The organism is Rhodococcus sp. NJ-530, assembly GCF_003860625.1.
Taxonomy (GTDB): domain Bacteria; phylum Actinomycetota; class Actinomycetes; order Mycobacteriales; family Mycobacteriaceae; genus Rhodococcus_F; species Rhodococcus_F qingshengii.
On sequence record NZ_CP034152.1, the window covers coordinates 71,973 to 92,515 of the forward strand.

20 protein-coding genes are annotated in these 20,543 nt (G+C 62.3%); 9 read left to right on the top strand and 11 right to left on the bottom strand.

Translation table 11 applies throughout. From position 1 onward, the window contains the following. Positions 1 to 3: 3 nt before the first annotated feature. From EHW12_RS00305 to lysX, 3 genes are all read right to left on the bottom strand, one after another. On the bottom strand, positions 4 to 1,413 hold the full coding sequence (locus EHW12_RS00305) for a sensor domain-containing diguanylate cyclase (RefSeq protein WP_125050148.1): 1,410 nt from the start codon (positions 1,411 to 1,413) through the stop codon (positions 4 to 6). Positions 1,414 to 1,491: 78 nt separating this feature from the next. Next, positions 1,492 to 2,382, bottom strand: coding sequence for an alpha/beta hydrolase (locus EHW12_RS00310; RefSeq protein ID WP_003943576.1), 891 nt, complete (start codon positions 2,380 to 2,382; stop codon positions 1,492 to 1,494). A 13-nt stretch (positions 2,383 to 2,395) separates the two neighbouring features. Beyond that, positions 2,396 to 5,752 (bottom strand): bifunctional lysylphosphatidylglycerol synthetase/lysine--tRNA ligase LysX, encoded by a 3,357-nt coding sequence (gene lysX / locus EHW12_RS00315; protein WP_003943575.1) that lies wholly within the window; start codon positions 5,750 to 5,752, stop codon positions 2,396 to 2,398. 88 nt (positions 5,753 to 5,840) lie between these two features. Here lysX and EHW12_RS00320 point away from each other — a divergent pair, with 88 nt between their 5' ends. Continuing rightward, complete coding sequence (locus EHW12_RS00320) at positions 5,841 to 6,068, top strand: RNA-binding S4 domain-containing protein (RefSeq protein ID WP_003943569.1); 228 nt, start codon at positions 5,841 to 5,843, stop codon at positions 6,066 to 6,068. A gap of 15 nt (positions 6,069 to 6,083) precedes the next feature. Here EHW12_RS00320 and rraA read toward each other — a convergent pair whose 3' ends face one another. Both rraA and EHW12_RS00330 read right to left on the bottom strand, forming a co-directional pair. Continuing rightward, a complete protein-coding gene (gene rraA / locus EHW12_RS00325) occupies positions 6,084 to 6,560 on the bottom strand; it encodes a ribonuclease E activity regulator RraA (RefSeq protein ID WP_003943552.1) in 477 nt (158 codons plus the stop codon). A gap of 29 nt (positions 6,561 to 6,589) precedes the next feature. After that, positions 6,590 to 7,213 carry a TetR/AcrR family transcriptional regulator gene (locus EHW12_RS00330; protein ID WP_042453334.1) on the bottom strand — a complete coding sequence of 208 codons (624 nt, stop codon included), beginning with the start codon at positions 7,211 to 7,213 and terminating at the stop codon, positions 6,590 to 6,592. 124 nt (positions 7,214 to 7,337) lie between these two features. Between EHW12_RS00330 and EHW12_RS00335 the strand changes: the two genes are divergently transcribed. The 3 genes from EHW12_RS00335 to EHW12_RS00345 are packed head-to-tail and all read left to right on the top strand — an operon-like array spanning position 7,338 to position 10,702. Next, positions 7,338 to 8,546, top strand: a complete 1,209-nt coding sequence (locus tag EHW12_RS00335; RefSeq protein WP_125050149.1) for a phosphotransferase family protein — start codon at positions 7,338 to 7,340, stop codon at positions 8,544 to 8,546. Further along, positions 8,543 to 9,706: a hypothetical protein gene (locus tag EHW12_RS00340; protein WP_125050150.1), complete on the top strand. Its 1,164-nt coding sequence runs from the start codon at positions 8,543 to 8,545 to the stop codon at positions 9,704 to 9,706. Before EHW12_RS00335 ends, EHW12_RS00340 begins: the two co-directional genes overlap by 4 nt. A gap of 51 nt (positions 9,707 to 9,757) precedes the next feature. Continuing rightward, positions 9,758 to 10,702 carry a tyrosine-protein phosphatase gene (locus EHW12_RS00345; RefSeq protein ID WP_099696862.1) on the top strand — a complete coding sequence of 315 codons (945 nt, stop codon included), beginning with the start codon at positions 9,758 to 9,760 and terminating at the stop codon, positions 10,700 to 10,702. 10 nt (positions 10,703 to 10,712) lie between these two features. On the opposite strand, the gene EHW12_RS00350 is transcribed toward EHW12_RS00345, so the two are convergent. Then, complete coding sequence (locus tag EHW12_RS00350) at positions 10,713 to 11,288, bottom strand: hypothetical protein (protein ID WP_241199080.1); 576 nt, start codon at positions 11,286 to 11,288, stop codon at positions 10,713 to 10,715. A gap of 150 nt (positions 11,289 to 11,438) precedes the next feature. Between EHW12_RS00350 and EHW12_RS00355 the strand changes: the two genes are divergently transcribed. After that, positions 11,439 to 11,903, top strand: a complete 465-nt coding sequence (locus EHW12_RS00355; protein ID WP_064442919.1) for a GNAT family N-acetyltransferase — start codon at positions 11,439 to 11,441, stop codon at positions 11,901 to 11,903. Continuing rightward, on the top strand, positions 11,900 to 12,508 hold the full coding sequence (locus EHW12_RS00360) for a hypothetical protein (RefSeq protein WP_003943589.1): 609 nt from the start codon (positions 11,900 to 11,902) through the stop codon (positions 12,506 to 12,508). The genes EHW12_RS00355 and EHW12_RS00360 overlap by 4 nt, the downstream gene beginning before the upstream one ends. A 7-nt stretch (positions 12,509 to 12,515) precedes the next feature. Here EHW12_RS00360 and EHW12_RS00365 read toward each other — a convergent pair whose 3' ends face one another. Both EHW12_RS00365 and EHW12_RS00370 read right to left on the bottom strand, forming a co-directional pair. Next, the gene (locus tag EHW12_RS00365) at positions 12,516 to 13,013 is read right to left on the bottom strand and encodes a hypothetical protein (RefSeq protein WP_064442920.1); all 498 of its coding nucleotides are present in this window, start codon (positions 13,011 to 13,013) and stop codon (positions 12,516 to 12,518) included. Between the two features lie 20 nt (positions 13,014 to 13,033). Beyond that, complete coding sequence (locus EHW12_RS00370; RefSeq protein ID WP_007735854.1) at positions 13,034 to 13,930, bottom strand: oxygenase MpaB family protein; 897 nt, start codon at positions 13,928 to 13,930, stop codon at positions 13,034 to 13,036. Positions 13,931 to 14,102: 172 nt separating this feature from the next. Here EHW12_RS00370 and EHW12_RS00375 point away from each other — a divergent pair, with 172 nt between their 5' ends. Both EHW12_RS00375 and EHW12_RS00380 read left to right on the top strand, forming a co-directional pair. Next, entirely contained in the window at positions 14,103 to 14,561 is a 459-nt protein-coding gene (locus EHW12_RS00375; protein ID WP_003943607.1) for a hypothetical protein, read from the top strand. A 154-nt stretch (positions 14,562 to 14,715) separates the two neighbouring features. After that, positions 14,716 to 15,099 carry a helix-turn-helix transcriptional regulator gene (locus EHW12_RS00380; RefSeq protein WP_125050151.1) on the top strand — a complete coding sequence of 128 codons (384 nt, stop codon included), beginning with the start codon at positions 14,716 to 14,718 and terminating at the stop codon, positions 15,097 to 15,099. Here EHW12_RS00380 and EHW12_RS00385 read toward each other — a convergent pair. From EHW12_RS00385 to EHW12_RS00395, 3 genes are all read right to left on the bottom strand, one after another. Next, positions 15,045 to 16,493, bottom strand: coding sequence for a histidine-type phosphatase (locus EHW12_RS00385; RefSeq protein WP_003943593.1), 1,449 nt, complete (start codon positions 16,491 to 16,493; stop codon positions 15,045 to 15,047). The genes EHW12_RS00380 and EHW12_RS00385 overlap by 55 nt on opposite strands. Before the next feature lie 378 nt (positions 16,494 to 16,871). Continuing rightward, positions 16,872 to 18,521 (bottom strand): long-chain fatty acid--CoA ligase, encoded by a 1,650-nt coding sequence (locus EHW12_RS00390; RefSeq protein WP_116057482.1) that lies wholly within the window; start codon positions 18,519 to 18,521, stop codon positions 16,872 to 16,874. Continuing rightward, the gene (locus EHW12_RS00395; RefSeq protein ID WP_007735859.1) at positions 18,518 to 19,471 is read right to left on the bottom strand and encodes a cyclase family protein; all 954 of its coding nucleotides are present in this window, start codon (positions 19,469 to 19,471) and stop codon (positions 18,518 to 18,520) included. The genes EHW12_RS00390 and EHW12_RS00395 overlap by 4 nt, the downstream gene beginning before the upstream one ends. A gap of 163 nt (positions 19,472 to 19,634) precedes the next feature. Between EHW12_RS00395 and EHW12_RS00400 the strand changes: the two genes are divergently transcribed. Continuing rightward, positions 19,635 to 20,513, top strand: a complete 879-nt coding sequence (locus tag EHW12_RS00400; RefSeq protein ID WP_230359344.1) for a TetR family transcriptional regulator — start codon at positions 19,635 to 19,637, stop codon at positions 20,511 to 20,513. Positions 20,514 to 20,543 lie beyond the last annotated feature (30 nt).

The window sequence follows — 20,543 nt, forward strand, 5'->3', positions numbered from 1 at the left end:
ACGTCACCTTGCCATGTAGAGATCGAACGCCACCACGAGGTTTCGGCCGTCGCGTTTTGCCTGGTACATCGCGTTGTCGGCGATATCGAGCAGAGTCTCCATGCCCGGCATCGCGCGATCGGCCCAGGCGACGCCGATACTGACCGTTCCCGCGAAACCGCGAATGGATCGCGCGTGGGCCTCTTGCGCCTCTCTGATGCGCTCCGCGAGCTGGATGGCTTCCTCGAAGGTGCAGTCGGCGGCGGCGACGGCAAATTCTTCACCACCCAGTCGGCCGGAGAGTGCCAGCCCTTCGGTAGCGGCGAGGAGGGTGTTTCCGAACTGTTCGAGGACCGAATCGCCGGTGAGGTGGCCGAGGTTGTCGTTGATCGATTTGAAGTGGTCGAGATCGAGCATCATGACGGCGATCGGTCGTTGCGCCGCGTGCTGGGCGTCGAGGAGTTCCTGCGATTGGGTCCAGAACGCGTGGCGACTCAGCGTTCCGGTGAGGGCGTCGCATTCGGCGATGCGTTGGAGTTCTCGCTCAGCGCGCCGCTGTGCGCCAGTGGCGACGGCTACGGCGATGGGGGAGAGTGCCATCAAGATGACGGAGATCCGGGTGGTCACCCCCTCACTGAGTAGGTGCACCGGATCTGCCAGTGCCAGGCGTCCCTTACCCGCCATGACCAGTGCCCACGCGCTCCATCCGGCTGCCAGGAGCGAAGTGCTGAACAGTGAGACACGCATTGCGCACCACAGGAGCGCCGGCATCGGCAGCAGCAGCGCAAGGGCTCCCTGGACCTCCAGGGCGAGTGGCAGACAGGCCAGGAGAGCGGCCAGAGGTGCCAGGATCTGTGCGAGCCGCCTCAAGCGCAGACTCTGCCGCACGGACGGCCCGCAGGTTCTTCGAATGTGTTCGAGCGTCGGTGCCGACAGAACGATCGGCAGCACGATCAGATACGTACACAGGTCGGCGAAGAACCACCCCACCAATTCCGTTGCCGCACCGCTTCCTTCGTGGAGTTGAGTGCGTAGTGCGCTGGCGGACCCGGCCGTGAACGACGCCAGAACCGAGATGAGGAAGATTCTGGCCGTGTACTTCGTCTCGGAGATTCGCCGCGGAAAGCAGCCGAGCAAGTTCGCGGCGATCAATCCTGTCGTGACGCCGACCAGATTGATCGCATTCAGTTCGAAGGCCCTCTGCACGGGGCTTCCGGTCGCAAGATCCGCCGTCAGCAGCGCTGCGCCGCCGACAGCGAGTCCGATCGGCGCAAACGAGCGCGGGTTACGGAGGAGAATGCCCAGAAGGATCGCGTTGGCGGGCCAGAAGGTCGACAGAAAACCGGGCGGACGGGCGGCGATGCCCGCCAGGGCGACAACGAGGATCGCCACGAAAATCAGGCACGAGCGCACCCGACGTGTCGAACGGTCCATGGTCAGCCTGTCGTAGAAAGCAGAAGCTGTCCGAGACTAGCAATGATCCGGCTACTGTCCGAGTTGTAACTTTAAGTGTCATCCCCGACGGTTCGGCTGCGTGAGGCGCCGAATCAAGTTCGCCAACTCCTCGGGCTGATCGATCATCGCGTGGTGATGCGCCGGGCGCAGGACGTGAAAACTCCCGCCGAGGTAGGTGGCGAGTTTCTGCTGCTTTGCCATCCAGGCGATGGACCAGGGAGTGGTGTGGCCAGTGTGTGCGGCGACGACGCTGAGGTCGATGTCGGGCAGTGGATGCTTGCTCGAGCGTCGTAAAGCGGTGAGCTCCAGCGCCATATCGGTGTACGCGACGTATTCGATCATCGCCGCTTCCAGATAATGAGGCTCGCGGTAGATCTTCCGGACCCATTCGAGAGTGGCTTCGGACGACCCGCTCGGCGGCACGGACTGGTTGAGGATCTTGCGCGTCGTCGTGCCGAGGAGTCGTTGGAGCCCGGTGGTGCTGAACGAGGCCGCGGCGGCTCGGGAGGCGATCAGCAGCAGGTCGCGGGGGAAAAGACGTTTCGGTTCTTTCTCGGCACTGGAATCGAGGAGCAGCATCCCCGCCGCCCGATCGGGGAACAGGCGCGCGAAGCCTTCGACGTAGAAGCCGGCGATGGAGTGGCCGACCACCACGGCCGGACCACTCAGTCCCAGAATGTCGAGCACGTCGCGGATCCGCTCAGCTTCGCCGCGGACGGTCGGAACTTCGGAAGTAGGCTCGCTGAGCCCGAAGCCCGGGCGATCGAAGCGGACGACGGTGTGGTCCGACTGAAGATGACGCGCGCAGTCATCCCAGTCGAACCAATTGCCCGCCAGCCCACCGCACAGGACGACGACGGGGCCGTCGCCCTCGGCAAGAACATGCAGTCGGCTCTCGCCGACCTGCAAGATCTCGCCCGGTGGTTTCACGTGGAACAATTCCGGCACGCGAGAATCCGGACTACTGACGCGGTTTCGCGAGGGGGAAGGCCAGCGTCTCGCGGATGCTGCCACCCGTGATCAGCATGACGATTCGGTCGACGCCCATCCCGAGACCACCCGTCGGCGGCATCGCGTGTTCGAGGGCTTGGAGGAAGTCTTCGTCCAATTCCATCGCTTCTGGATCACCGCCGGCCGCGAGCATCGACTGCTCGGTGAGCCGGTTGCGCTGATCCACAGGGTCGGTCAGCTCGCTGTACGCGGTTCCGAGTTCGACGCCCCACGCCACCAGGTCCCACTTCTCGGCGACGCCGGGGATGCTGCGGTGCGGCCGGGTGAGCGGCGACATCGAGGTGGGGAAGTTGGTGTAGAACGTCGGAAACTCCGTGTAGTCCTCGACCAGATGCTCGTACATTTCCTGCGCGATGGCGCCGGTATCCCAGCTGGACTGGTACGGGATCTCGTTGGCGTCGCACAACTTCTGCAGGTCTTCGAGACTTGTCTCGGGGGAGACGTCGACACCAAGTTTTTCGGCGACGGCGCCGTGCATCGTCTTCACCGGCCACTCACCGGAGATGTCGACCTCGACCAGTTCGCCGTCCGGGCCGGGACGCATGATGATCTCGCGACCGAATGCTGCGACGGCCGCCGCCTGGATCAGCTCGCGGCACATCCGCATCATGCCCTCGTAGTCGCTGTGGGCTTCGTATGCCTCGAGGATCGTGAACTCGGGATTGTGTTTGAAGTCGACGCCCTCGTTGCGGAACACGCGGCCGATCTCGAACACCTTCTCCATACCGGCGACGCACAACCGCTTCAGGTACAGCTCGGGTGCGATGCGGAGATAGAGGTCGAGGTTGTACGCGTTGATGTGTGTCAGGAACGGAGCGGCATTCGCGCCGCCATGCACCTGCTGCAGAATCGGGGTCTCGACTTCGAGGTATCCGCGACCACCGAGTGAATCGCGCAGCGACTTCACGACGGCGCTTCGGGCCTCGAGCAGTTCGCGGGCCTTCGGGTTGAGGGCGATGTCGAGGTACCGCTGGCGGACGCGGGTCTCGGGATCCGAGAGGCCCTTCCACTTGTCCGGCAGCGGGTGCAGGCACTTGCCGTTCATGCGCCACTCGACGGCGATGAGCGACAGCTCGCCCTTGCGGCTGCGCCCGATGGTTCCGCTGACTTCGATCAGGTCACCGAGATCGAACTCGGCAGCGAACTCCGCCAACTTCTCGCGGCCGACGTTGTCCTGGTCGACCAGAACCTGGATGTCGCCGGACCAGTCGCGCACGTCCGTGAACACCACTCCGCCGTAGTCGCGGACCCGCAGGAGGCGTCCCGCGATTCGCACGCGGGTGCCCTCCGGTGACTTCGCTGCGGCGGCAATCGTGTGGGTCGGCGGATAGGCGACGGGGTACGCGGCGATCCCTTCGTCGGCCAGTTGCGCGAGCTTGTTCATGCGCACGCGGACCTGCTCGGGTCGACGCGGACCGTTGGTCGTGAACGTCGGCGCCGAGTCCGGCGGGCTGCCGTCGGCATGCAGTCCTTCGGAAGTCACCAGAGCTGCCGGCACCGCCGCATGCGTGCCCGTGTGCTTGACGACCTGGCTGGACTTGCGCCCGAAACTGGGCAGAACCACAAAGCCTTCGGCGATGGCCGACGCGAATCCGACGCGCGGCAGTTCGCGGTTGTCCTCGAAGCAGAGGAAGCGCGGCGCCCAATCCGGCTGGTATTTCACGTTCGAGCGGTACAGCGCTTCGAGCTGCCACCAGCGGGAGAAGAAGACGAGCACCGAGCGCCAGATGCGGAGGATCGGGCCCGCGCCGATGCGCGAACCTTCCTCGAACACCGAGCGGAACACGGCGAAGTTGAGCGAAACTCGCACGACGCCGATCTCGTCCGAACGTGTGGCCAACTCCGAGACCATCAATTCGACGACACCGTTGGGCGCCGTCGGCTTACGGCGCATCAGGTCGAGCGAAACACCGTTCGGTCCCCACGGCACGAGCGAGAGCATGCCGACGACGCTTTCGTCCTCGGTGCCTTCACCCATGACGGCTTCGACGAGGAGGCAATCGCCGTCGAGGTGATCGCCCAGTCGGCCGAGCGCCATGGAGAAGCCGCGCTCGGTGTCGGTGTCGCGCCAGTCGTCGGCGCGGATGATGACGGCTGCCATGTCCTCGGGCGGGATGTCGCGATGGCGTCGCATCCGGACGGTGACGCCGTGACGCCTCACGCGGGTGACCGCCTGGCGCACCGGGCGCATGTCGCGTCCGTTGAGATTGAACTCGCGGGTGCGCAGGATCGCTTCGTCGCCGAGCTGCAGGACGCTCAGGCCCGCCTTCTTGTATGCCGTCGCCCCGGTTTCGCTGGCGCCCATGACGGCCGTCGCCCAGCCGTACTGCGACGCGAGCCCCTGCCACGCTTCGATGGCGTGCGGCCACGCTTCGGGATCACCGATGGGATCACCACTGGCGAGGCAGACGCCGATCTCGACGCGGTACGTGATCGCGGCCTTGCCGCTCGGCGCGAAGATGACCGCCTTGTCGCGGCGGGTGGCGAAGTAAGCGAGAGAGTCGTCGGCACCGAAGTTCTGGATCAACCCGCGGATCGCGGACTCGTCGTTTCCGGTGAGGGCGTTGTTGGAGCGTTGCGCGCGGAAGAGCGTCATGACGGCGGCGAGGAGCGCGATGGCGCCGAGCAGACCGAGGACCGTGTTGACGAAGACGCGCGGGTGGCCGTCGAACACCTCGTTGTCGACCGAAGCCGCCGCGGTGACGCGGTTCAGGGCCCACAGGAATCGCTGGTTCTGCGGTAGGTCACCTGGGAAGAGTTCGACAAGGCCCCAACCGATCACGGTCGCTACAGCCATGCCGCCGATCAGCACGCCGAGTGCTTTCCAGCCGGCGCCGCGCCGTACGCGTGTGTAGAACTCGGGCCTCGCCGCGATGAGGATTCCGATCACGACAAGCAAAACGACAACGGCCACGGCGTTGTTCGGGTTCTTGTCGACGATCGCGGAGGCGATGTTGGTGAGGGTGATCAGTGACAGGTAGATCGTCAGCAGCCACCAGGCGATGCGCTTGCGGCTCGCGAGGGCGGCGGCGAGCAGGGCGACGACGAGCGCCCACGACAGGCTCGTATCCGGTGCGTCGAAGTAGTAGCTGTCGATGTATTCGCGTGGGACGCGGAGGATGTGCCGCAGTACCGGCGAGATGCTCCACAGGAACACCAGTACGGAGAAGACTCCGAGGATCAGTCCCGAGATATGGGGAACCTGGCTGAACCGCCCTTTGCGGAATCGACGCGCCTGGCGCGGATTTTCGGGTGGCGATTCCACCAACTCTGCAGTGGTGTCCGATACCTCGGTCAATGGTGCCATCGAGCTTCCTCTCCTACCGGTCGATCAGATCCTCACGCTAAGTGTGGTCTGTCGTGTCCAGTTTTGTGGGAGGAGGAAGATGATTGACATGACCGACAACATTCCAGCAGTACCCATCCGCGACGAAATGATTCGGCTCGGTCAGTTTCTCAAGCTCGCGAACCTCATCGAATCGGGCGCGGAGGCCAAGGAAGTGATCGCCGACGGCATGGTTTCGGTCAACGGTGAGGTCGAGGATCGCCGTGGCCGTCAGCTTCGTGACGGCGATGTCGTCGAGATCGGCGGGATGGCCGCCAAAGTGGAAGCCCCCGCCTGATCCCGCGACTTCTGACTAGCTTTCGCGAACGACGACGCCGTCCTGGTCGCTGTAAACGATCTCGCCGGGGTTGAAGGTGACTCCGCCGATTTCGATCGGCACGTTCTTCTCGCCCGAACCGGTTTGCGTGCTCTTGCGCGGGTTGGTGCCCAAAGCCTTGACGCCGATGTCGAGGGTGCGCAGGATCGCGGAGTCGCGGACGGCTCCGTTGACGATGACGCCTGCCCAGCCGTTGTCGACGCCGCGGCCGGCAATGATGTCGCCGACCAGCGCGGTGTGGATGCTCGCGTCACCGTCGACGACGAGGACTCCGCCGTTGCCGGGTTCGCTGAGGGTCTGCTTAACGAGCAGGTTGTCCTGGAAGCACTTGATGGTGGTGATGGGGCCGGCAAAGACTTCACGTCCACCGAACTGGGTGAACTGCGTGTCGCAGCTACGGATGTCGGGTCCGATCTCGTCGGCAAGGTCAGCGGTCGCTACAGGCTCGGTCATGCCCACAGGATAGTCGGCGGGGTTGGCGCCTAGTTGTCGTCGGGGAGTATGCCGTTCAGCACTATGTCGGCAAGAGAATCGGCAAACGGTCCCGGGTCCGAGACGTCGCGAACCGACATCGCAAAGATGGCCGCGCCAGCCATGATGTCGAGAAGAGCGTCGGCGTCGACGCCGCTTCGGATGTCGCCGCGCTCTCTCGCCGCCTCGAGTCGACGGTTCAGCTCGACGCGGACTCCGGCCAGTTGCCGCACCACGAGAACGTCGCGTAATTCCGCGTTTGTTCGCACTTCGCTCATCAATCCGGGAGCAGCGGCTCGCGTGGCGGGAGCTGCGAACAGAGCAACCGCGCCGTGCACCAGCGCGCGGATCTGATCCGTGATCGTGCCCTCGGTGCCGAGTTCGGTGTCGATGTCCGCGCCCTGTTCGACGTCGAGTACGGGATAGATCGCGTCGTTGACGATGTGTGCCTTCGACGGCCACCGACGGTAGATGGCTGGACGTCCTACTCCCGCACGCGTGGCTATGGCGTCGATGGACGTGCCCGCGTACCCCTTTTCTTCCAACAGTTGCCTGGTCGCGTCCAGTACTGCGTCGTCGATTGCAGGGTTTCGTTGCGGGCCCAGGCGGTGCTGAGTTTCGGAATCTTTGGACATTTTGGGCAAATCCCTTGCGGTATCGCTGTGATGGCCGTTACATTCTGTCACGGCTTTAGTCGATACATATTGTATCGACAATCGGCACGTGCGCATCGGCGCCACCGAACCACGAGGAGTGGTGATGAACCTTCGAACCGAAACAGAAAACTCCGGCGAAGATCCCGACTACGCCGAATTTGCCAGGCCCGGCGAATCCCGCAACGACCCGGCAGAGATGCGGCGCAGCCTCGAAGGCTGGCTCGCAACCGTGCTGTGGCGAGGCTCGAAACCTTCCGTGACTTCGGTCGAGGTGCCGGCCGCGAACGGCATGTCCAACGAGACTGTGCTTTTCGATGCGACGTGGATCGAGGACGGGATTCGAGGCGAGCATCGCCTGGTCGCCCGTATCGCCCCGCGGGACAGTGCGGTACCGATCTTTCCGTCTTACAACCTGGACCAGCAGTTTCGGGTCATGAGCGCCGTCGCCGCTCACACGTCGGTGCCGATCCCGCGGGTGTACTGGTCCGAGAGCAACCCGGACGCGCTCGGCGGTGAGTTCTTCGTGATGGAACGGCGCGAGGGCGAAATCCCGCCCGATGTCATGCCGTACACGTTCGGCTCGTGGCTCTCGGAAGCTTCGGCCGACGACTGTTCTCGACTCCAGCAGTCATCGGTCCGGGTGCTCGCCGAGCTACACGCTATGGCCGATCCGCACCTCGCACTTCCCGAGTTGTGCCGCGAGGGTGCCGAACCGACTGGGGCAGAGGCACTTCGCGCGCACCTCGAGGACCAGCGACGCTATTACGAGTGGGCAACAGCCGACGGACCAGGATCTCCGTTGATCGAGCGCGGTTTCGACTGGATCGAAGCGAACTTTCCCGTCGATGCCGGTTCCGCAGTGCTCTGCTGGGGTGACTCGCGGATCGGAAATGTCATCTACCGCGACTTCGAGCCGGCGGCGGTCCTCGACTGGGAGATGGCCACACTGGGGCCGCGTGAGCTGGACCTCGGCTGGATGATCTTCCAGCACAGGTTCTTCGAGGATCTCGCTGCCATGGCCGGACTCCCCGGAATGCCGGACTTCCTTCGTCGCGAGGACGTGGCAGATGCCTACCGCTCGCTTTCGGGCCGCCAGGTTGTGGATCTAGATTTCTACATCCTTTACGCCGCGCTGCGGCACGCGGTGATCATGTTCCGAGTCCAAAGTCGCGCAGTGGCTTTCGGTCAGGCCGAATTCCCCGACAACCCGGACGAGATGATCCTGCACCACAAGACACTCGAAGCCATGCTCGACGGCACCTATTGGGATTCGCTCGCAACATCCCCGCTCACAACAGGAGATGCACGATGACACTGTCCCCGCTCGACGACTACCCGGTACATCAGATCGCCGAGACCATCCGCCACGTGGGCACCTCGGATCGAAACTTCTACGACCGTTACTACTTCAACTGCCATGCAGGCGTCGACGGCGACACCGAGCCACTGTTTCTCATCATCGGTCTCGGTCAGTACCCCAATCTTGGTGTATGCGACGGCTTTGCGGTTCTTCGGCGCGGCGATGACCACATAGTCTTCCGGGCATCCCGAGCCTTGGGTGACGATCGTATGGACCTGTCAGTAGGCCCGCTGCGAATCGAAATCATCGAGGGTCTGCACCGCCTACGTGTGGTGTTGGACCCGAGTCCCGAAGCGCCGGACCTGAGCTTCGACCTCACCTTCGAGTCCGACGGCCCCGCCAATCTCGAGGCCAGACATTTCCATCGCCAGCTCGAACGAGTCACCTTCGACACGCAACGATTCGTGCAGACCGGAACATGGTCCGGATCCTTGACCGTCGACGGCGACGTCATCCCGGTCACCCCGGAGACGTGGCGGGGTAATCGCGATCGGTCCTGGGGTGTGCGACCGGTCGGCGAAGCGGAACCGCCTGGACGCAAGGCAGATCCGGCGATAGCCGGCAGTCAGAACTTCTTCTGGATTTACTCGATCATGCAATTCGGCGACTTCACCATCGTCACGATCGTCCAAGAAGATCAGCATGGACGCCGAATCCTCGAAGATGCGACTCGCGTCTGGGCGGACCGCTCGCGCGAGCCGGAGTGGTTGGGTCGACCGGACCACCAGCTCACGTTCATTTCCGGTACTCGCGAGGTGAAGAGCGGAACTCTGTACTTCCGGCGTCCCGGTGCACCAGGCGAATCCGACCACATCCTGGAGATAACCTGCGAACCGATTCTGCCCAACTACATCGGTGTCGGTACGGGCTACGGACTCGAGCAGGATTGGCGCCACGGGATGTGGCAGGGAGAACTGGTGGTTCAGGGCCTGCGAGAGAAGGTTTCGGACATCGAACCGTGGAAGAAGATGCTGTGCCCGGTCGACAGCTTGGCTCGGTTCACCCTCGTCGAGGACGGCGTAACCCGCACCGGGACAGGCCTGTTCGAGGTAGCAGTCATCGGACCTCACCAGCGATACGGATTTACCGGCATCGGTGATGTCGCTCCGTAACTCCAGATCACCACACCACAAATCCCAAACTGCAGAGAGAGGCACTGCCACATGTCCACACGCACACGAATGTTGTTCGCTCGCACTGCAAAGGCCGCCGCATTAGTTGTTACAGGTGGTCTGATGTTTGCTGCTCCCGCCACGGCAATCCCGCTCGACCTGGGCTCTCTCAACACAGGCTCGCTTGGAGCGGTCGATCTCGGCTCGCTCGATCCTGTCCTCGCGCCGACACCGAACTTGGCCTCCGTGGCCAACTTTCGCGACGTCGCCGGCAACGACGGTAGGGGATACGCCACCGTCGACGGCTCACACCTCAAGCGCGGCGTCATCTACCGGTCCAATGCGCTGACCGCGACCACCGACGCAGACAAGACGACACTCACCGGCCTCGGACTTGCCGACGCCTATGACCTGCGCGGCGCAACCGAGATCTCCAACCCGTTCATCGGTGGCGCGGACAAACTCCCGGACGGTGTGACATACACGAACATCCCCATCGAGTTCAAGGATCTCACTCAGCTCGCCACAACTATCAAGTCGCCGGAAGAGGCCAAGCAGTTCTTGGTCGACACCAACCGCAGTTTTGTCACCGATCCCGTTCGCCGTGCCGGCTTCAAGCAGGTCCTCTCGGACATCGCTGCGAGTGACGGGGTGCAGTTGTTCCATTGCACCTCAGGCAAGGACCGCACGGGTTGGACCGCGATGTTGCTGCAGTCCATCGCCGGTGTCCCCGCCCAGACGATCATGGACGACTATCTGTTGAGCAACACCTACCTTCAGGCGACCAACGAGAAGATCCTTGCGCAGATCTCTCAGGCCCTGAGCCCGCAGGTAGCGACCAATCTCGAACCGGCCCTAGGTGTCGATGCGTCATACCTGGAAGCTGGACTCGCGCAGATAGCCAGCGATTACGGAACCGTCGACGGTTATCTCACCGAAGGTCTCGGACTCACTCCGGACACGATCGCGCTTCTGAAGGCCAAGCTGGTCGGCTAGTTTCTCGCTGCTAAAACGCTTGAACGAACGAGTACCAGTCGCCGTCGAACTCCTGGTATCCGATCTCGCCGTCGCGGCGGGGCTTGCCGAGATATGGTGCGCCGTCGGGTAAGTACGCCAATCCGATCGAATCGATCAGACCGCCCTCGATGTGGAAGCGGCACCCGTTGCCGACGGGCCAGACCTGCAGGACCCGGTAGACGCCAATTGTTCGGTTTTCCAACGACTTCTGGCAATCCGCCGCCACTGCTTCGAGCGAATCTTTCGACAATGCAAACGCAACACGCGAAGGGACGGACAAGTTCACGAGCGCGCCGGTGACGAGGACTATCACCGGCGCGATCGTGCTCAACCGGAGCGTTTTGTACTTCATCCAACCAATCAGGCTGAGTATCAACCACACTCCACCCAATCCGAGTAATACCGAGGCGGCGAGCGCAAAGAATGGAAAGTACACAACCGGCGGCATGAAGGACCACACGATGACGCCGCATGTGAGAGCGACAAGCACTGCGATGACAACTGCCATCACCTTCCACCAGGATGCCGGACCTCCGCGCATAGTTATCGGATCACCGTCAGTCATCGGACAACCCTTGCACAAGGCAGTAATTGTGGGGTGGCAACGAATGGAATTGTTGCCACTGGTTTACGTCGAGGCCGTCGTGCGTTGATCCGAGAGTTGGTCACTTTCAGCGCCGGCTATCTCTCTGATGCCGGAGGGTATGGTCGGATTGTGAACCAGGATCTGATCATTCGCCGCTACGTATCCTCGGATGAGGATGTGGTCGTCGACCTGTGGTCGCGCGCTGCCCGTGAAGCCCATCCGTTCCTTGCGGGTGAGGGGACGGGCGAACGCGAGCAGAAGATGCGAGAGGTCTATCTGATTCAGGCCGACAATTGGGTCGCTGAGCACAACTCCGCTGTCGTTGGACTGTTGGGAATGATCGGCTCCGAAATCGGGGGACTGTTCGTCGCGCCGGCGTCACAAGGGTTGGGCGTCGGGCGGGCGTTGGTCGAACACGCCACAACCATGCACGGCGAGGTGACACTGGAGGTCTACACGCTCAACGATCGCGCCCGCAGGTTCTATGCGCTGATGGAGTTCGAAGAAGAGGGGCGTCGACACGACGCCGAGACGAACCATGAATTGATCACCCTGCGTCGCGCGGGTCGAGGCTCTTCCCTTTCCCAGGCATGAGAATTACGGATCAGCCCAGCACGGGCCTGACATTGTGCACAGATCTGGCGGCTACCGATTGGCTGGTCGATCAGGATCTTCCTTGGTATCAGTTGGCGGGGCGCGGCCCGATCGGATTTCCGAAGTATGCGCGCTTACGGTTCATCCCCGATCCGAGCTTTCCCGGTCAGAAATCCAATGATGTCGACTTCGATCAAACCGGGCCGGAAGAGAAAGTGCTGATCGGCTTCGCCCTGGATGTGTTGTCCAGTTACACAACCACACCCGACGAGTGCTATTTCTGCATGTGGACCGGGTGGGGGTCGGCAGTCGGTGATGACGTTCCGCGGTTCGAGATCCCCAATCGTGACTACTGGCTCTTTCGTGGAACGCTTGCCGACTACGCCGATTGGAGCGTGGAAAACTCAGCTCGTTGGCCGTGGGGTTCTTCCCCTGATCCGGCCTTCATCTGGCCGGCTGATCATTCCTGGTGCATAACCAATGATGTCGATCCACATTTCGCGACCATTGCGGCCCCCGAGGAGGCCATCATTCGAATTGTGGCTGATTCGCGGATCGACGCCGTGCTCGACGACCCGGATATCGATCCGCCGTATTGGCACTGACGCCCGATCACTTCCAAGTCTCGAGTTCGACTACCAGCGTGTTCCAGCGGACGCCGAAATCGGTAGGTACCCAACTCGTCTCGCAGTACACCGTCGGCCCGTCGAAGACGACGTTGAAGAGACCGGGATGAATTGTCGTCAAGAGTGTTTCGTGTTGAACGAGGTGGCCGGGCCGCTCTTTCACCCGCACCCGCCCGGTGGGCTGAGTGCGGTATCGAGTCCAGAGGTAGCGATCCCACACCAGGCAGCCTCTCAACCGCGTCTTGCCGACGGCTCCGACATCGTCGCCGATCAGTGTCGTAAATCCGTTTCTGAGATGGGCTATGTGCTCAGTGCGGCCGTCGATTGTCACGGTCGCGATGCGTGCATCGATTTCGCAGCAGACCTCGGCGGGAAGGTCCAACATTTCGGGACTGGCCCAATAGGTCGTCGGTTCGCAAGTATCGCCAGGCATGGGGGTGTCGCGCCACGGTTCGAGATCCTCGAGCATCCAGAGTTGCGCCACCGTGCAAGTATCCCAGGTGCTTACGCTTGGGCCTGCTGGTCTGCCTGCAGGTGCTTGACCGGGCATCCCGTGGGGAAGGTGCCGAGGTCTTCGACCTTGTAACCGTTCGGGTAGCTGCGGATGTTGGGCAGCTCGCGGGCGAATTTCCGCTTCGTACGCACGGGGAAGAACCGCAGCAGGCGCGCGCGGACCTTCAGCGCACCGCGCGAGACGACGCGCATCGCGGTGCTCGGGTGCTTGTAGTGGAAGGCGTCGAGTAGGTGATCGTCCATGAGAGCGAAGGCGAATCCCTTGACCAGAGCCTTCGGCGCCAGGTTGTTGGGCGGGAAGGTGCACATCAGGTCGAGGGTGGAATCAGCGACGGCTCGGGCGCCGGGATCGAATGAAAAGTGTTCGCGCTCATAGTCGTCGAGAAGTTTAACGAAGCCCTCGTAGGTGTCAGGAGTGTCTTTGATGTTCATGTACCGACCCAGGTGGCGGTAGTAGTTCGTCGACCCGACGATCTCGTTGTCGGTCATCTTCCGCCAGCCGTACTCGTCGAGCCATCTGACCGGCGTGACGACGAAGGTGGCCAGAACGTAGAGCATGTCGTCGTTGGAGATGTCGTACGAGCCGTGCATCTGATTCATTCGACGCACGCTCTTGCGGCCTTCGGTGCTGCTGAGGCCGTGCTCGAGGATGGCGTCGAGGATCAGGCTGGTGTCGTCGTAGCGCTTCTGAACCTTGTCGGTGAACTCGCCTGTGGAGAAGAGGAGCTTGCCGATCGAGGGGACAGCGTACGTACGAAACAGTGCGAAGCTGAGCGCCTGATTGATGTCCCAGGGAAACTCTTGCGCCGCGAGAATGCGCGACATCTCTTCGTAATCGGTTTCGGGATCGAGTTGATCCGTGCGACTGCGGAGGTCGTAGCGCTTCATCTGAACACTCCCTGGGACTGGTCTGCACGCGGCAGAGATAGGTGTGAGCTGCACCACCGACTGTAGTTCTGACAACACGCGTTGTCTAGGGGGGTGTGAATAGTCGTCTTTCCTTCGTTTCGGGCGTTGTACCAGGGGTATCCGGAAAGTGTTGTCGACCCGAGGAGCAGCTATGAGCGTCACACGCACGGCCGGGGTTTTTGCGGCCATCGGACTACCGATTGCCGCGAGCGTCATGTTCGCCGGAGTCGCCTCGGCTGATCCGCCCCACCCTTTCGGCGGCGCCGCCGTCACTATCGGGTGTCCGAATCAGGGGTCGCTGGCCTCGTTGACCGGGCTCACCGGCCAGTCCGGGCCAGAATCCAATCCGCCCATCGCCAAGGGTGACATTCGCTTCGATTCGTTCCCGGCCGCTGCACCCATCCCGGCGGCGGGTCAGGTGACTGTTGCTTGGGTCAACACCGACACGGGCAAGTCCGGAATCGTCGACCTGGTCGGTACCTATCCGTACCTGTCCGCGACGGTGAACACCGGCGTCGGCAATGTCGTTGCGACGGCGTTCGGTTCGATCAACTGGGGCAGTAGTCCCATTTGCCAGTCGAATCCGACGATCGGCAGGTTCATAGCCTGATCTTTGAAGCCTCATCGTCACAGCCTGGACGGGCACAGGGTTGGCGGTATCGCGTGATTATCTGTCATCTCGGAGATACCGCCGCGTCCGTCCCATCCCATATTCTGAAACATGTTAGGTGAAAGCATATTTCAGGGATGGAAAAGGTGGCGACGTGAACGGGTCGAGCGCGCGTCAGTTGATGAGCCAGATGCTCGTCGAAAAACGAAACAGTCTTGCGCCCGAAAAGGTCGGCATGCGCTGCGAGGGTGCTCGCCGAATGCACGGCCTCAGTCGGCGCGATGTCGCGCAGATTGCCGACATCAGTTTCAATCACTATCAGCGGCTGGAACAGGGTACGTCCGTTGGTGTTTCGGCTCCGGTCATCGTGAGGATCTGCGATGCCTTGTTGATGGAAGACGACGAGAAGGCGCGCATGCTGGCATTGCACCAGGTATGGGCGCGCCCTCGTCGACCGCTGGCTGGATCCCGAGTTGCCGGACCTCAGGCTGCCGGTGAAATCTCCGGCAGGCAGCGGGCCAGTTCGTCCGGCGTGTAGAAGAAACTTCCGGCGCTCACCGGAGCGCACGGGGCAGCAAAGGCCGTCTCGCGCTCGTTGTAGAGCATTCGGACCAGACGCTTACCCTCCGGTCCGGCGTAGACGTCCCACTGCACGTTCGCAGCCATCGGGCTGACCTGTGATCCGCGCCAGGGGTTGTTCGCATAGGTGTAGAGGTCGCCCTCCGCCTGCGAGACGGTGCTTCCCGGCAGTTTCAAGAGTGCTGCGAAGGGGATGATCGTTTCTGCGTGTGCAAACCGGAAATCCGCTCCCGGGACGGCGTCGTCGCCGGTATGTTTCTGCAGGCCGCGCAGGAACTCGTCGCGCAGGACAGTTGCCATCCGGTAGGTGACGTCTTCACCGGTGAAGCCCGGGCCCTTGGCGTAGAAGTCCTCGGCATCGTTCGTGTATGCGAGCCACTGCGCGTCAGCAGGTTCGATGAACCGCTCGAAATTCCACTTGCCTTCTTCGGCCATGCCCGGAGTGATGATGTACGTGTTGTACAGCATGTACGCGGCGTCGACTTCGTTGTCGATCGTGCTGGAACCCTTGCCACGGTCGACGAGTGAGAACTCGCCCGCACTCAGCCGGTTCACGAAGTCCTCCGAGTAGAGCCTGAGCATCATGTGCCGCGAGACCTCGCGGGTGCGGGGAAGATCGGCGATCTGGTCGTCGACGGCTTTCAGTCGAGGATCGGACTCTTCGTAGTCCTTGTAGTCGGCGTTTGCATCCGAGTCGTGGAAGTAGAGAAGGTCGGCATCCGTGGTCACCGGTGCAACATCGCCGGCGACGGCTGGAAACGCACCGGTCAGCCCTTGCGCGAAGTTCTCGGCGCTGTCCACGGCACGGTCCACACCCGACGAGGTCAAGGTGATGGTGCCCTGTTGCGCTGCGATGGCGTCGAACAGTTGGGGGAGGCGTTCAGTGACCCGCGCGCCGAGCTGTCTGTGTTCGGTGATCCCGCGTCCGCTGAGGTTGCCGTACCCCAGCTTCTTGTTGGCGGCCATGAGATCACGGAGGGCCGGGCCGAATTCCTTGCCGACGGGAGTCAATGCGTTCTCGGCTTCGGCGATTTCCCACAGCTGCAGGCTCAGGTCGTCGTACTTCAGGCTCGACAGTGCTCTGGAACCATGGCGCGCAACACTTTCCGTGTACACGGGGGAGTATCCCGTCGGCGGCGCCTGATAGTCGGCGATGCGCTGGCCGGGAGTGTAGGGCGTCTTGGACGTGAAGCCGCCGTCGCTGACGGTTGGTATCTCTGTCGAACCGGAGCTCGAACCGGCGTCGAGCGAACCGAACGGTGACGCCGTGGCGATGGACTGGACGCTGCTGGTGACAAGCACTAGTCCGACAGCGCCGGCAGCGGCCAGCACGCCGAAGCGTGAGCTTCGCATGGTGAGTTGATCCTCTCCGTCGGTGCCGAGGTGACACGACGGAAGGAAAGTTAGAACAGCTAAGCGTCCGAATTGCACCTATTTGCCCATGTGCAGATGGACGCGGGGTTACAAGTTTCGGATTCGCAGAGCTCAGGAGGGTTTGGCGGCAATCCCGATCGACACGGAGAGCGACAAAGCGATGAGGGTCATGGCCAGCCACTGGTAGCTCTTGGGCGTGGGCTGCTTCTTACGTCCGAACTTGCTCACTGATGTCTCCCGTTTGTCCGTGGGTACTCAGCACATATTACTGTTCCATTACCCCAATGGCGCGGTCGACCGGAAACTGTGCGCGATCAGACAGCAGGCGGACCGCGAAGTCCGCCCGCTGCCCCGCGATCAAGAGATCGTGCGCAGTTCCCGTCGCAGTATCTTGCCGGTGACGGTCTTGGGCAGTTCCTCCACCAGCACCACGGAGCGTGGGTACTTGTACGCCGCCATCCGCTGCTTGCAGTGATCGATCAGATCTTCCGGGGTGACGGACGCCCCCGCGACGAGGCTGACAAACGCCTTCACCGTCTCACCGCGGTATTCGTCGGCGATCCCGACGACTGCCGCCTCACGGACTGCGGGATGCTCGGCAAGAACGTCCTCGACTTCGCGTGGCCACACCTTGTAGCCGGACGCGATGATCATGTCCTTCTTACGGTCGACGACGTAGAACCAGCCGGCTTCGTCCATGAAACCGACGTCGCCGGTGTGGAACCACCCGTCGCGAATGGCCGACGCACTCTCCTCCGGCTTGTTCCAGTAACCGCGCACCACCTGTGGACCTCGGACGACCAGTTCGCCGATCTCTCCGATCGGCAGGACCGCACCGCCCTCGTCTTCGATGCGGACCACGGTGTTGGGTACGGGAACGCCGACAGACAGTGCTCCGGATGTTGGGTCGACCGGCGTATCCGCACCAACGGGAACGGCATGGGTCGGCGACGTGGTCTCGGTCAGCCCGTAGATGTTGTGCAGCGCAGCACCGGTCATGGCGCGGACGGCCTCGGCGGCAGTCGGCGAGATGGGTGCGCCGCCGGAATACAGCAACCTCATGGAGGTGAAGTCTTCCGGCGCGCAACCCGGAGTGTTGAGCAGTGCGGTGAACGCAGTGATGGCGCCGACTGTGAATGTCGGGCGGTGCTCACGAATCGCGTCGAGCATCACCTCGGGGTGGAAGCGATAGGCCAGCACCAGCGGCATTCTCGCCAGGACGGACACCGCGATGTGACCGATCAACCCCGTGATGTGGAAGAGCGGTGCAACTCCGAGAACCGTGTCTTTCGGGGTGAGCCCCAGCCAGTCCCGGTAGACCTGGGCGTTGAAGGTCATGTTCGCGTGAGAGGTCATCGCTCCCTTCGGCGGACCGGTGGTTCCCGACGTATAGGTCAGTACCGCAATGTCTTCCGGTGCAGCGTCGGTAGTGATCGGATCGCCGAGACGATGCTGGTCGATCAGCGTCGCAAGATCGTCGGTACCGAGGTCCTTCTTCACGATTCCGTCGAAAATCCTCGGATCGTTGCGGCTTTGGTACTCGAGTTCCGAGGTGGTGATGACTCGCCTGACCGGCGAGTCGGAGACGACATTGCGGCCGACGGACTCGTAGAGCCCCTCGAGAGCGATCAGAACCGCTGCTCCGGAATCTTCGAGTTGGTATCCCAGTTCTCGTTCACGGCTCATGGGATTGATCGAGACTGCGACGCCGCCGGCTTTCCAGATTCCGGCGAGCGCAAGCACGAACTGCGGAACGTTCTGAAGGAACAGAGCGACGCGGTCACCCTTCACCAGTCCACCGGCTCGGAGTGCTCGGGCCAGGGCGTCACTCTGCTGATCCAGTTCGGCGAAACTGAGTTGACCGTCGAAGTACTTCACAGCCGTGGCGTCCGGATCAGAGCGGACCGCCGCTGCCAACATTTCGAGCATCGTGGGGTGTTCGACGTCGATGTCGGGGGGAACGTCGTTGCGGTACAACGCCAACCAAGGGCGATCTTCGTATGTCATTTGATGGCAACCGGATTCACGGGAGAGCCGCTGGCCTTGGCAACCTTGAGTGGTGCGGCGACGTACAGGAACGTGTACTGGCCGTCGGCCGCGCAGTCCGCGGCCAACTTCTCCAGATCGCAGATCTCGGTGAATACCACTCCGAGGTTGCGCATCAATGCGTTGTGGAGAACCAGTGCCACACCGTTTTCGGGGTCGGTGGTGACCTCGTTGGCAATGGTGTCAGTGACAAGGTTGGGGATCTCCATGTCCTGGAACCACTGCACGAGTTCGGGGCTGTAGATCAAGCCGGGCTCGCAGAAGCCCTCGTAGAAGGCTTCGCCCTGGTCGAAGAACAGCTTGAGGAAGTTGGTGCGGATGACGAGGATGTCACGCTTCTCGATGGTGACGCCCTGCGCTTCGGCACAGGCCAAAAGATCATGGTGCGTGAATGTTTCGGCCTTGTCGAGGTTTTCCTTGCCGCGGAACTTCGCCATGTCGAGAAGTACTGCGCGTCCGACGACGCCACGGTCGGCAATCGGTTCGACGCTGGCCTTCTCGAGGCCGCCGACAGTGGTGTCAGCGGAGTATCCGTTCCACAGGGCGCCGTCGTACCAGACATGGCCGAGTGCGTCGTACTGCGTCGAGCCCTGCAGGAACGCGTCGATCTTGTCGTCCGCGTAATGCAGGCCGCCGGGGAAGTTGGGTGCGTCGTCGCCGTCCCAGCTGCTCTCGTCGAAGATCTGTGTGCGCTCGGCGGGGCTCCGGCCCGGCCAGACCGGATCACCCTTGGGGTCGCCGATGAGCCGTTGAAGCGTGAACACGGAACCCTGCTTGATGGTTCCGACGCCACGAAGCACCTGTCCGGCGTCGAGGTAGTTCAGTGAACCGACCTCGTCGGACTCTCCCCACTTGCCCCAGTTGCTGGGTGCGTCGCGCAGGAGTTCTCCAAGATATGGCGCCTCGGTCATGGTGATTCGATCCTCTCGCTACCGACACCGAACGATCGCTCGGGCGGACCTGGGTCTTTGTGATCCACATCATGTTCAGGCCGATAATCAGTAGTCAACAGGTTCACCGATTGCCGTGGTCATCGCATTGTTGGAAATCCAATGTTCGGGAATACTGAACACTGTGACCGAATTCGAGAATGCCGTCCTGATCGGAGCGTCGATCCGGCAAGCGCGGCGTCACAGCGGGCTCTCGCTGCGTGAATTGGCCAGGCGTCTCGATGTCAGCCCGGCTACCCTCAGCGCTGTCGAGACCGGAAAGACCAGAGTCAGCGTCGACCGGTTGGCGGCAATCGGCGGGATTCTCGGAGTGCGTTTCGACGCTCTGCTCCCGGCTGCGATAGTGCGTCCGCCGGAACAGCCGCGATGGGGAGGCGACGACGCCGACCAGGACGCACATTCTCGGCCGAACGAGTGGCGAAGGTTCGGCCCGAGTCCGTTCGATCCGGTGTTGGCGGCCGCGCTCGCGGAGATGGTGAAGACCGGATATCACGGCGCTGCGATGCGTGAGATCGCCAAACGTGCGCAGATGAGTGTTCCAGGTCTGTACCACCACTATTCCAGCAAGCAGCAGATGTTGGCCGAAATTCTCGACCTCACCATGGATGAACTCAACACGAGATCGTTGGCGGCAATCGACGAGGGCGAAAGTCCCTCCGAAAGGCTGGCTTTCCTCGTCGAATGTGTGACCTTGTTCCATATCTATCGGCGTGATCAAGGATTTCTCGGTGCCAGCGAAATGCGCAGTCTCACAGCCGAGAACAGGTTGCGCATCACGGAATCACGCAACTACCAGCAATGGTTGATGACGAAGCAGGTCGACGACGGAATCGCTGCCGGTGTGTTCGGGACGGATCGGCCGCGACAGGCCGCGCGTGCAATCGTCGTGATGTGTGTCTCTGTCGCGCAATGGTATCGGCCGAGCGGACCACAAACGCCCGAGGAAATTGCACGCGACTACGCGCGTTTTGCACTGGATCTGGTGCGCCTTCAGCGACCGTGACGGACGTCATCCGGTTCGGGTGATGCGCCA